At 59.6% G+C, this 13,047-nt stretch carries 7 protein-coding genes; 1 reads left to right on the top strand and 6 read right to left on the bottom strand.

Annotated features, from left to right (window positions below; genetic code table 11):
* The 6 genes from AB7S84_RS13145 to prxU form a co-directional block, all read right to left on the bottom strand.
* Positions 1–694 (bottom strand): response regulator (locus AB7S84_RS13145; protein ID WP_428154938.1); only part of this gene is annotated, 694 nt, incomplete at its 3' end.
* Positions 695–837: 143 nt separating this feature from the next.
* Positions 838–2,556, bottom strand: coding sequence for an ATP-binding protein (locus tag AB7S84_RS13140; RefSeq protein ID WP_428154936.1), 1,719 nt, complete (start codon positions 2,554–2,556; stop codon positions 838–840).
* Positions 2,553–4,253, bottom strand: coding sequence for a hybrid sensor histidine kinase/response regulator (locus tag AB7S84_RS13135; RefSeq protein ID WP_428154933.1), 1,701 nt, complete (start codon positions 4,251–4,253; stop codon positions 2,553–2,555). Before AB7S84_RS13135 ends, AB7S84_RS13140 begins: the two co-directional genes overlap by 4 nt.
* Before the next feature lie 37 nt (positions 4,254–4,290).
* Positions 4,291–4,926, bottom strand: a complete 636-nt coding sequence (locus tag AB7S84_RS13130) for a response regulator (RefSeq protein WP_257785916.1) — start codon at positions 4,924–4,926, stop codon at positions 4,291–4,293.
* A 347-nt stretch (positions 4,927–5,273) separates the two neighbouring features.
* Positions 5,274–8,951, bottom strand: coding sequence for a transporter substrate-binding domain-containing protein (locus tag AB7S84_RS13125; RefSeq protein WP_428154931.1), 3,678 nt, complete (start codon positions 8,949–8,951; stop codon positions 5,274–5,276).
* A 337-nt stretch (positions 8,952–9,288) separates the two neighbouring features.
* Positions 9,289–10,008: a thioredoxin-dependent peroxiredoxin gene (gene prxU, locus AB7S84_RS13120; RefSeq protein WP_428154928.1), complete on the bottom strand. Its 720-nt coding sequence runs from the start codon at positions 10,006–10,008 to the stop codon at positions 9,289–9,291.
* Between the two features lie 298 nt (positions 10,009–10,306).
* Between prxU and AB7S84_RS13115 the strand changes: the two genes are divergently transcribed.
* A partial coding sequence (locus tag AB7S84_RS13115) for a DUF748 domain-containing protein (RefSeq protein ID WP_428154926.1) occupies positions 10,307–13,047 on the top strand: 2,741 nt, incomplete at its 3' end.

The following is a 13,047-nucleotide window of genomic DNA, read 5'->3' as shown; positions in this document are numbered from 1 at the left end:
CCTTGATATCGAAAGGTTTGCTCAGGAAAGCGGATACATGATAAAAATACATGTCCGACTCCGCCTTCAAGCCCTTGTATGCGGAGCAGACGATGACGGGAATCCAGCGACCGATTTTCCGGATCTCTTCGATCAGCTTGAGGCCGTGAATACCGGGCATTTTGATGTCGGTAACCACAAGATCAACGGCTTTACCGGATAACACCTCCAACGCGGACGCCGCATCGGCAGCCGTGAAAATCCGCCAGGGAGTTTTCGCGAAGGCATGACTGTAGAGCTTCAGAAAAAGATCGTCGTCATCGACGAAAAGCACCTGCTTGCGGAGTTTTCGACTGGATGCGACGACCCTGCCGAGGATGCCGCCGAGTGCATCGGGACTGTCCATGAGAATGACGGCAGGCACCGTCCGCATCACCGCCCAACCCTCCTGAATGCTCCCCTGCGGCACCTGGACGATGACCGGGATCCGGGGAACGATCCGTTTCAGCCGCATCAGTGTCTCGATCCATTCCCATTGGGGGGTGTCCCCCCGGAAAAACAGGCAGTCATATTGGGATAAATCCTCGTTTTCGATTTCGAGGGGAATGGGCTTCGCCGCCACGTCGAGCGGAAGCCCCTTAAGGTTCCGGACGACATTTCGGACGGCGTCCGGGAGGCGCTGCGACGACAGGTGTCCGATGGTAAAAGGATTCATATGGTATCTCCCACGATTGAATAACTCGATTTCGACTTTCATGGGCCGGTGCCGGGAGGATACGGCCCGCGCCGGAAACCCTCGGGCACGGTCTTTCCGTCATTCTGAAGAGGATTCGCATTTTCCGGTCCATGAGCGATCTTTCACCGGCTCTGGTTCCCATAGGGAATCCGGATGACGAAAACCGATCCTTTGCCGTTTTCCGTTTCGAGCCGGATCGTGCCCTGATGCTTTTTCGTCACGATGCGATAGGCGATGGCCAACCCCTGCCCCGTCCCCTTGCCCACTTCCTTGGTGGTGAAAAAGGGCTCGAAAATGCGATGCCGTATCGCTTCGGGAACACCGCCGCCCGTATCGCCGATGCGGATTTCGACCGCGTCGCCCTGGTTGAGGGTGGTGATCCGGATGCATCCTTTTTCGTCATTCGAGGTGCCGCGGAACGCTTCGACGGCGTGAGCCGCATTGACGATGATGTTCAGGAAGACCTGGTTGAGTTCACCGGGGAAACAGGACACCAGAGGCAGCGTCGGATCGAAGTCCGTTTCTATTTCCGCCACGTATTTCCATTCGTTCCTGGAGACGGAGACGGTGCTCTCGAGGGCCCTGTTGATGTCCACGGCGATTTTTTCCTCGGCACCCGGATGAGAAAACGCCTTCATGGATCGCACGATCCTGCTGATGCGGCTGATGCCTTCCAGGGTCTGTTCGATCGCCCTGGGCACCTCCTCGACCAGATATTCGAGCTCCGACGCCGCGGTCACCCGCCCCGCGCCGGCCGAGGCGGCGTCGAACCGGTTGGCTCTCATATCCGAAGCGTTGTGTTTTTCGTATGCCTGAATGACATCGAGAAAAATTTCGAAGGCATCCTTCATGAACCGGACATTGTCTCCCACATACTGAATGGGGGTGTTGATTTCATGGGCGATGCCCGCGGCGAGCTGACCGATGCCTTCCATTTTTTGCGCCTGGGTCAGCTGCGCTTCCAGAATCTTCCGCTCGGTGATGTCCGCCCCCATCACCAGAATTCCTGTCGGCTTTTCTGGGTCGGATTCAATGGCCGTCATCCGAAGTCCCACGAAACCGTTCCCGCCGTCCGGCCGCCGGATGACCAGATCGTTCAGATCGACGGGAAGGCGGGACGTCGTGCACCGCTCCACCGCTTGCCGGAGCGGATCCCAATCCCATGAAATCGGCGCATCCCAGAACGACCTGTTCAGGACCCTGGCGGCCGGGATATTGAAGACCTTTTCGGCGGTCTTGTTCCATTGCATGACGGTCATGGCGGGTGAAAGACCGATGAAGATGGAGGTAATGCCCGATACCAGCTCGACCATTTCCTGGTTGGCCTGCTTCAGGTCGTTCAGCGCGGTTGCCAATGCCGCCGTCTTGGCGTTGACGGCCGTCTCCAGCGTCTTTCGGTCCAGCTCCCGCCGCATCTCCAGCTCTCGTCGCTTAAGGGCGTTCTCCGTGGCGATGAGGATCTGATGGGTCGTGAAGGGTTTGACGATATAGCCGTAGACCCCGAGCTCGATCAGGTGCTTCGCCTCCCGGGTTTCACTCACGCAGGAGACCACTACGACGGCGGTTTGGGGAAATGCGGTCCTGACAAACCGGATCAGCGCCTCTCCGGTCTCGCCGGGCATCTGAATGTCGGTGAGCATGAGGCTGTAGGCGCAGGCCGCAAGAAGGTCCTTTGCCGCCGCGGCGCTCTCCGCGACGTCCGTATCGTAGGATTTCCCCAGAATGCTCGAGATCAGCTTCAGAACCACGGGATCGTCGTCCACCACCAATATCCGCTGAACCGTTTCCATGGTATCGCCCCATCGGGCAACGCCGCCGGCCGGATCGACATGTGCGATCACGGCTCGCCTGCCGATCGTGTCGATGCCCCTGAAACCGGACCGTCGGTGCCCTTCGACCCGGCCAGGGCGTCCTGGACGGCGCGAACCAGTTCGGCGCGGACAAAGGGCTTCATCACCAGTTTCCGCACCCCGATGGCCGCGGCCCGGTCCTCGTCGATGCGTTCGCTGAATCCGGTGCAGAGGATCATCGGCAGATCCGGCCGGATTTTGAGAATTTCAACGGCCAGCCGGTCTCCGGTGAGGCCGGGCATGGTCATGTCGGAGATCACGATGTCGTACCCGTCCGGATCGGCTTTGAATTGTTCGAGGGCCTTCAGGCTGCTGTCCAACGTGTCGATCCGGTATCCGGTCTTCTGAAGCATCTGTCGGGCCATTCGCAGCATCTGGGGTTCGTCGTCCACAAACAGAATCCGTTCATTTACCGGAAACGGCACTGTTTCGGCCACCGGGTCAACGGCTGTTTCCCGGGCTTTTATCGCGGGCAGCAGAATCGTGAATGTGCTGCCTTTCCCGGGTCGACTGTCAACCGTAATGCCGCCCCCATAGGTCCTGACGATTCCGTGAACCACGGAAAGGCCCAGTCCCGAACCCTCCCCTTTTTCTCTCGTGGTGAAATAAGGATCGAAGATGCGGCGTCGGGTCGCCTCGTCCATGCCGACACCCGTATCCGATACCGTCAGGCGTTGATAAGGACCCGGCGCCAGATCCGGAAAGGCCAACGTGTGGGACGCATCCACCTCGACATCCTCCAGCCGGACGGTCAGGACGCCGCCGTCCTCGCGCATGGCCTGGTAGGCGTTGGTGCAAAGATTCATGAGGAGTTGATGGATCTGTCCCGGATCGGCCGTTATCTCGGCGAAGGATTGGATCTCCTGTACGATCTCGATGTTGCTGGGCAGGGCCGAGCGCAACATCTTGAGGGCCTCCTTGACCAGCAGATATATCTGCACCGGACCGGTCTCGGTTCTGGCCTGACGACTGAACGACAACAGTTGGGCCACGAGGTCCCTCGCGCGCATCCCGGCCCTGGCGATTTCTTCCAGGTCGTCCCGGATCGCCGGATAGGCGTCGGCCTCCTCGAGGAGGAGATCGGTATACCCGATGACGGCAGAGAGGATGTTGTTGAAGTCATGAGCGATCCCGCCGGCCAGGGTGCCGACGGCCTCCAGCTTCTGGGCGTTCCTGAGCTGTTCCTCGAGCCGATCCCTTTCCTTTTCCATCACCACCCGATCCGTGATGTTCAGATGAGAGGTGACGACCTTTCGCGGGGGAGAATACCCCGGCAACGGCGTCACCCGGCCTACAAACCAGCGTTTTTCCCGGTCGTCGTGGCAGGGGTATTCCATCTCGAAATAGTCGCTTCGACCGTGGATGACGTCTCTGACGGCCGCACCGAAAGCCCTGGCCAGAGGGGCGTCATCGCCTGTTGCCGAATCGCATACGCCGAGGTAGTCGACCCCTTCAGACACGGCTTCGGGTTTGGCATCGGCGGCAGCGGCGAAATCCCGCCACGCTTTGTTGACCGTAAGGATCATACCGGTTTCATCGAGAACGGCGACATGGGCGGTCAATGCATCCAGCGTCGCTCTCAGCAGCCGGGCGCGATTTCCGGTGCGATCTGTTTCCCGGTCTGGGATGTCGAGGCCGTTCCGAATCAGGAGAAGGTTTGTGTGTGTGGAATCCTGCTGTTCTGTCATGATGCTTTCCCGGAAAATATTTCGTGTGGGCTTCACGTTATTTCAAAAGATCTGAAATTCCTTTTCGGATCGATCTGATATCGATGGGTTTTGGCATGAAGCGATCCGCACCGTAGTCGAGAATCCGTTGCCGATTCTCCCGGTCGGCGAAACCCGACACGGCGATGATCCTGATATGGGCGGTCTCCTTGTCGCTCTTGATGCGACGGCAGACTTCGAAGCCGTCGACGCGCGGCATGAATAGATCGAGGATGATGAGATCCGGTTTGAATCTGATGGTCTGGAGGCCCGCCTCGAAACCGTCCGAAGCCCATGCAACGGTGTAACCCTCCCTGGAGAGCGTCCTTGTCAGAACCTTTCGGACACCGGGATCGTCATCCACGATGAGAATCCGCCTTTCAGCCCGGCCGTAACGGATTCGGATCTCCATGTCGTTTTTTCTTCTGAGATCCTGCAGATCATCCAGATGGATCCTGTGGTGTCCACCCGCGGTTGCGGCCGACCGCAGCCTGCCCGCCTTGATCCACCGCCAGACCGTCGCCCGGGTTACACTGCACATCCTTGCCGCTTCCGAGACGGTGAGGATATCTTTTTCAAGCGCCATGGAAAACCGTTCCTTCTCTGTAACATCTCCTCCGTTCCTGAAGACGGAGCGGGATGAACGCGCCCTGATACAATTTCAACCAATGATACGTTTGAGACGTATAGCCCCGCACATCACCCCTGTCAAACAAAAACACGGGGTTTTTAGCGCCGCAGAGCCCGGAAATTGAATTAACTATTTGTAATCAAAAGATATGAAGCGAGTTAAAACTTATAGAAAAAATTATAAAATGTTGCGGGGGCTGAAGACTGAGAAGAGAGGCTGAAGACTGAAGGCTGAAGGCTGAAGGAGGGTTACATGTTCTGTTCACCGTAGGCACACCCCTTTAGACTACCGGCTGTAGTCTATAACCTTCGACTGCTGAAGCGGAATAAGAGCCCCGTTCGTCACAGACGCACCCCTTCAGCCTTCAGTCTTCAGCCTTCAGCCTCCAGAATAGTCCGAATCTTGTTGGAGAGATCTTTGATGGAGAAGGGTTTCTGAATGAAGTTCACGCCCGGCATCAACACGCCGTGGTGGGCGATGGCGGTGTCTGTATAGCCCGACATGAAAAGGCAGCGGAGGGAGGGACGGCGGCGCCGGAGTTTTTCGGCCAACTCCCGTCCGTTCATTTCGGGCATGACCACGTCGGTAATCAGGAAGGTGATGGGATGCAATGTCGTGGCCGCGAGATCCAGGGCCTCGGCAGGACTTTTGGCCGGCAATACCTTGTAATCGAGGTCATGCAGCATTGTTTCCATCAGCTTCAGGATCGACGCTTCGTCCTCCACAAGCAGGACCCATTCGCCCCGCCCTTTTTGAATCTCTTCGGCGGCGGCCCTGACCTTCTCGGCCTTGGGTTTATCGAATCGCGGCAGATAGATCCTGAAGGTGGACCCCCGACCCGGTTCGCTGTAGACGTTCACGATCCCTCTGTTCTGCTTGACGATGCCATAGACGGTGGCCAATCCCAGACCGGTGCCCGTCCCCGGATTCTTGGTCGTGAAAAACGGCTCGAAAATGTGCTCCGCGGTCTCCCGATCCATACCGCACCCCGTGTCCGTCACCGACAGCACCACATATTCGCCGGGGAGAACGTCCAGATGGCGACCGACGTATGTCTCGCCGAGGGTCACGCAGTCCGTTTCGATGATGATCCTGCCCACATCGGTAATGGCATCCCGGGCGTTGATGCAGAGATTGGCCAGGATCTGGTCGACCTGGGTCGGATCGATTTTGACCGGCCACAGCCGGGTCCTCGGACGCCAGATCAACGCCACATCCTCACCAATGAGGCGGCGAAGCATATTGAGCGTGTTTTTTACGGCGGCGTTCAAATCAAGCACTCTGGGAGCTATGGTTTCTCGGCGGGCAAAGGTCAGCAGCTGCCGGGTAATGTTCGCCGAACGGTGCGCCGCCGCCAGAATTTCGTTGAGATCGTATCTGATCGGGGCGGACGGCGAGGTTTTTTCGATCGCCATCTCCGTGTAGCCCATAATGACGCTCAGCATGTTGTTGTAATCGTGGGCCACCCCTCCGGCCAACCGACCGATGGATTCCAGTTTTTGGGCCTGGAGCAGTTGTTTTTCCAGTGACATGCGCTCGTTGTTGGCCTTTTTGTGAGCGTCATTCGTGTGCAGGCCGTGAAGGGCGTAGGCCAGATCCCCGGCGATTTCCGTAAACAGGCCCAGCTCTTCATCATCCACGATCAGGCCCTGCCTTACGGCGACGACGATATACCCGAAAACACGCTCTTCGTAACGCAGCTGTGCGCAAAGGGACTGGCGTTCCGAGCCGTTCTGCACGCCATTTACGGGACATGCCTCACACACCCCTTCCCGGTCGTCGATCACCAGGACGTTGTCCGTCAAACGGGCGACAGCGCAGCAGTTGGGCAGTTGACCGCTTTCGAGCATCCGGGTCAACGTCTCCGATGTAAACGCCATGCCGTTTCCGGACCAGGAAACGGGACGGCCATTCTCGTCGCCGAGAACGATCAGGGCGGAATCATAGCCGCGATGGTCCACCAGAAGCCGGCAGCCTTCGCGGATCAACGCTGCGGGATCCCGTTCCCTGATGATGAGTTGGTTAACGTCCCGGATCGCCCTGAGTACATGATTGAGATGCTGGATGCGCTCATGGGCGCCTTTGAGATCGGTGATGTCGGCGGCCATGGTGATGGCGATTCCGCGACCGTCGGGAAGTTTTCCCAGGGACGTCGAACTGAAATTCCATATCCGGACGGAACCGTCGCGGCAGACGATCTCGAACGAGATGTCGTCATGAGGGTCGTTCGGGCGGTAAATCCTGCTGAAAACCGCGCGGGCTTCCACTTTCCGGTCCCCGTGGGCCAATGACGTCCATTCGTCGATGGTGCCCGCCGCTTCGCCGGTATACCCGGAAATTTCTTTCCATGTGCGGCTGAGGGTCATCACTTCGCCGTCCTCGGCGTGAATCATGATGGGAAACGGGGCCTCCTCGATGGCGCGTCGGAACCGTTTCTCGCTCTTTTCGAGGTGCATGGTCTTCAATGCCACCTGCTTTCGGAGGGACCAGGTCCAGAGGAAAAACGCCAAAAGGATCAGGAGCAGCGGCACGGCGGCCATGCCGGCATATCGGATGAAAACGCCGAAGCGGGATGTCGGCGCTTCATACACACCCATCCATCGCGTGAAGATGCGGCGGTACTCTCCGGAATCCTCGATCATTTTCAACCCTTCGCTCAGCTCCGCCAGAAGGGGCCTCTGGTGCTGCGGAACGGCATAAGCGTATCCGGCGGAAAACAGCGGGCGCCGGCCGACGCTCAAATGACGCCAGTCGTGCTTCTTGATCCAGTAGAGGGCGGTCATCCGGGAAACCAGGGCGCAGTCGTGGCGCCCCTCCGCCAGCTCCCGGAGCGCATCCTCCTGGGTGGGAACGGTGGTCACCTGGTCTCCCAGCCCGTTATCAATCACAAAGTCATGCATAATGTCGCCTTCCTGCACCACGACTCGCTTTCCAACGAGGTCCGCCACGGCTGTCGGGGGCGGCGCCGCGGCAGCGCGAACCACCGCGACGCAGTGATTGACCATATGAGGCGGGCTGAAATCGAAGGCCAGGTCCCGCCGGGGCGAGTAGAACATCCCCTGAAGGGCGTCGATCTCACCCCGGGCGAGGGCATTCCGGATGTCGTTCCACGGCGCAAGCCGGATCTCGATGTCGAGGCTCAACTCCCGGGCGATGGCCCGGGTGAGATCGACGTTGTAGCCGGCCGGCCTGCCGTTTTCATCCAGATATTCATAAGGGGGATAATTGTCGTCTCCGCCGATCACGATGCGGCGATTCAAGGGGAGCTCCAGGGCGGCAAACCATCTGGCGTGGAGATGGCGGTAGGTCCCGTCCGCCATGACCAGGGCCAGCCCTTCGTTGAGCAGTGCCAGGGTTTCACGATCGCCCTCACGGACGGCAAAGCAGAAATCCTGCCGAAAGTCTTCGATGGGACGGTTGAGGATCCTGAGATTGGCGAGACCGGTTTCCTGAATCAGACGCAGGGCCACCAGACGTTGAATGACGACCGCATCGTATCGGCCTGCTGAAAGGTCGGCGAGGGCGGCCTCGAAACTCGGCGTCGTAAGGATGTCGATGCCGCGGTCCTGCCGCCGCAGGAACTCCTCGGCATTGTCGCCCTTCATGACGGCCACTTTCCGTCCTCTAAGGTCGTCCAAGGTCCGGATGCCGGTGGTGTCGTTCCGGACGACGACGGCGCCGTGGAGCGTCATGTACAGGAAGGTAAAGTCAAAAAGGCGCTCCCGCTCCGGGGTCCGCCCCATCAGCGGCAGCGCGTCGATCTCGCCGTTTTCCAGCCGGCTCCGGACATCCGACCATATCCCGGTCTGGAAATCGACCTTGCGCCCCATGGCGGTGAGAGCGGCCTGCATCAATTCGACCGAAAAGCCGGTGGCCCGCCCTTCCGCGTCGACAAAGGAGAAGGGCGGATAATCGACTTCGGCGCCGGCGGCGATAGGTGCGGCTTCCTTCCGGGCTTCCGCGACAGGACCGGCGTGCACGATCATCGAGATCGTGATGATGCCGGAAAACGTCAGCGCGAGCAGGCGGTTTTTGGAGAGGAGGTTCATAAACGGCGTTAGATCGATTCAGTGGGCTGAAATTAGAGCGTTTGTCACGGATGATGACCAGAATCGCATCATCCGTCAATTTTTGGATTCAAGACAACACAGACACAAATCACCTATAAAAAAAGATATCAGATCTTTTCCGCGCAGGCAACCCAAAAGCGCATCAAAACAGCAATCTCAACTTTCGATTTCATGATGGTGACCGGATGGAGGAGCCGGGAGATGAACGGAAGGGGTGGAGAGGAAGACCGGCGAATGCATCAGGGTTGATGCATTCGCGGCAGATCATTTTTCGGACGAACCGGACGTTTCTCGAATCCGATGCGCGTCAGGTGGATCAATCAAAGGCCATCTCGGTTTTCCATACCGTCCATACCTTGCCGACGAGATCGGGACCCGGCTTGAGCGTCACTTTCCCCGGACGCCAGCCAGACGGCGCTACTTCGGCGCCCTTGGTGTTCCGAACATGCTGAAAGGCCTGGAGCTGGCGGATGGACTCGCTGATGTTCCGCCCCACCGGTGGATTGAGCACCTCGAATCCCTGGATCACCCCGTCGGGGTCGATGATGAACCGTCCCCGGGTTTCGACGCCGGCTGCCTCGTCGAAGACACCGAAGGTCTTTCCCACCCTGCCGCCGGCATCCGACATCATGGGAAACGGCACGCCGCCCTCGACCATCTTCGAAAGTTCCTCGTCGTTCCACATCTTGTGGACGAAGACGCTGTCGATGCTCATGGAGAGAATTTCAACGCCCAGTTCCTGAAAGGTGGGATATTTTTCGGCAACTGCCGAAATCTCCGTCGCTCAGACGAAGGTGAAATCCCCGGGATAGAAACACAGCACCACCCACTTGCCCAGGTAATCCGAGAGTTTTACGGAAACGAACTTGCCCTGCTGATAGGCCGGGGCGACAAAATCCGGCGCTTTTTTGCCGACTTGAATCATAGGTGAAACCTCCTTGACGATGGTGGGTTTTGTTTCGGGGCTCTCATCGACGGTTTCGCCGACGGGGCCTCCGGTGGGTCTGGCGCAGCCGACCGGCACTTCGTCACTCATCACGCCCTCCTTTTAATTATGCGAATTATACCAATAACGATGTATACCATATGGATTGAACAGGTCAATGAAAATTGCGCCGCGTATCGATGAAATCAATCTGACTTCCCACTTCCGATCCCGACCCGCTTTTCGGGTGCATTCAGGATTTCAACCCGCGCCCCAGCGGTAAAAGCTTTTTCTCTTATTTACATCGGGCCGTCATCGGGTATAGAAAGATCGAAGACCGTATCGCGTGTCACTCCCCGACACCCATCGCATTCCGGCAGCCGCATTTAAAACAGCCAAGGAGGTCTCCATGAACCCGTCCCATCAACCCGAACCCCGGGCGGACATGAAATCCCGCATCAAGCGTGTCCTCTTATCCAGGCCGGTCGTCATCGCAGCGGCGGCGCTGGCCTTCTATACCCTGGTCGGCTTTTTTCTGGCGCCGTACCTGGTCAAACGGTATGTGCCGAGAAGCCTCGAAAGCGCCCTCGGAACCCCTGCAACCATCGGAAGCGTTCGCATGAACCCGTTCCTCCTCACCGCGGAGGTCACCGACTTCAGCCTCCGGGAAAAAAACGACCGCACCCTGGCGGGATTTCACCGGTTGTTCGTGAATTTCCAGCTCAGCAGCCTTTTCCGCTGGGCGTGGACCTTCAGGGACATCCGGCTCGATTCGCCGTCGGCCCGCATCGTGATCGAAAAAGACGGGGCCCTCAACTGGGCGAAGCTGGGTCCTGCCGTGCCGGACCCCCCTGCCCCCGGACCGGACAGTCCTGACGACACCGACGCCGATTCCGAAAAGAGCGGTCCTGTCAGGCTGCTCGTCCACGCCGTGGCCATCGAGGACGGAAAAATCGACATCGCCGACCTCCGGCAATCCCGACCCGCCGCCCTGGCGGTTCACCCCGTCGACATCGCCCTCAACAATATCTCCACCCTGGCCGACCGGGAGGGGGCTTACACCCTCGGCGCCAAATTTCCCGACGGGGGAACCTTTCGATGGGAAGGCCGGGTGTCCCTTGCACCCATCGCCTCCTCGGGAAGTCTGTCCATTGAATCCCTCAAGGCGGCCACGCTCTGGCCCTTTGCCCGGGACGCCCTGAACCTGAGCCAACCCCGGGGCGCCCTGGGGGTCAAACTGGGGTATGACCTCGCCATGACGGAGGGGAGCACGAAAGCCGTGGTGGACGACCTCGAGATTCGACTTTCGGATCTGGCCCTGCAGATGGAAAAAGAGCCCGAACCCTTCCTCGCACTGACCGAAATTGCCTTGAAGGGCGGCCGCGTCGACCCGGTCGGCCGAACGGTCGGGATCGGCGCGTTATCGATTCGCGGCGGTCGCCTCGGTGCCGGCATCGGCGCAGACGGACGAGTGAATCTCCAGAACATCCTGCGATCGAACCCGACGACATCCCCATCGAAACCGCCGTCCCCCCCGGGAGCCCCCTGGCGCCTGAAGGTCGACCGGTTTGCCGTGGACGACGTCAACCTCGCCTTCACCGATGCAAGCCGAAAGCCGTCGGCGGCGATCCATGCCGGACCGGTTGACCTCGCCCTCAAGGCCGCCGTTGAAACCGGCCCGGGACCGGTGAGCGTCAAGCTCACCGGGATCGAATCCCGCATCCAGGGCACCACAGCGGCGCTCGAGGGGGCTTCCCGGCCGATCATCGACATCCCCGTGATCGCGGTCACGTCGGGAGCCGTCGACCTGGCCGATCGATCCATCACCATAGATGCCGTCGAGATGAGCGGCGGGAAGATCGCCGTGGCCCGGGACGCCGCCGGCGGGATCGACGCCGTGAAGCTCATCCCTCCGGCAAAAGCCGACGTCACCGAAAAAAAACCGGACCCGCCGTCCGACGCCCAGGATCCCTGGCAATTCATGGTGCGGAAGATCGGGATTTCGGATTTCCGGTCGTCCTTTATCGACGCCGCCGTGAATCCCGAAAAACCGGTCTTCGGCCTCGAAGGCGTCTCCCTCGAGCTCCTGGACGTTGACGGCCGATCCCCGTCGACGTTCACGCTGGCGATGACGGCGGTTCAGGGGGGGCGGCTGTCGGCCGGGGGCACCATCGATCCCGCGGGGCCGGCGGCCGAGGTGAACCTCGACGTGGCGGACCTCGATCTGACCCCTGTCCAGCCCTACATCACGCCGTATGTGGACGTGGAGATGCTCTCCGGCCGGTTTTCCACAAAGGGGACGCTCCGTCACGGCGCCGAAAAGGCGCGGGCCAAAACCGTCTATGCCGGGAAGATTCAGGTCGACGATTTCCGGGTGGTGGAAACCGGATCCAAGGAAACCCTTCTGGGCTGGTCGTCTCTCCAAACCGGCCAGCTTCGCCTCCACCTGTCGCCCAACCGGCTGGCCATCGACGAGATCGTTCTCTCGAAGCCCGCCGGCAAGCTGTTTATCGACCAGGACGGGACCGTCAACGTCGTCAAGATCATCAAGACGCCCCCGAAGGACAAAACCGCCGAAAAATCGGCGCCAGACGCGCCGTCCAACGAATTCCCCATTCGGATTTCCAAGGTCCGCCTGGCGGACGGCAGCCTCGATTTCACCGATCTCAGCCTTACGCCCCCCTTCGGCACCGAGATCGGGGAGCTCTCCGGGGTCGTCATCGGCATGTCGTCCGAAAAAAACACACGGGCCCAGGTCAAGCTCGAGGGGCGCGTCAACGAATACGGCTCCGCCAGGATCGAAGGGGAAATCAACACCTTCGATCCCAAGGCATTCATGGATATCGCCATGATCTTCCAGAATCTGGAGATGACCCGGCTGTCGCCCTACTCGGGCAAGTTCGCGGGACGCCGCATCCGTTCGGGAAAGATATCCCTGGATCTCGAGTACAAGATCGACAACGGCCAGATGCTGGGCGACAACCAGATCATCGTCGATCGGCTGATCCTGGGGGAGAAGGTGGAGAGCCCCGATGCCGCCAGCCTGCCCCTGGACCTGGCCGTGGCCCTGCTTCAGGATGCCAACGGCGTCATCGACATCGGGCTGCCGGTCCGCGGGAACCTCAACGACCCTCAATTCAGTTTCGGGGG

The organism is Desulfococcus sp., assembly GCF_050178255.1.
GTDB lineage: Bacteria > Desulfobacterota > Desulfobacteria > Desulfobacterales > Desulfococcaceae > Desulfococcus > Desulfococcus multivorans.
This window is presented reverse-complemented; position numbering and strand designations above follow the sequence as displayed.

Bases quoted from the DNA above. Each gene is read 5' to 3' on its own strand.
- AB7S84_RS13135 (WP_428154933.1), bottom strand. From the start codon at position 4,253: ATGACAGAACAGCAGGATTCCACACACACAAACCTTCTCCTGATTCGG.
- AB7S84_RS13125 (WP_428154931.1), bottom strand. From the start codon at position 8,951: ATGAACCTCCTCTCCAAAAACCGCCTGCTCGCGCTGACGTTTTCCGGC.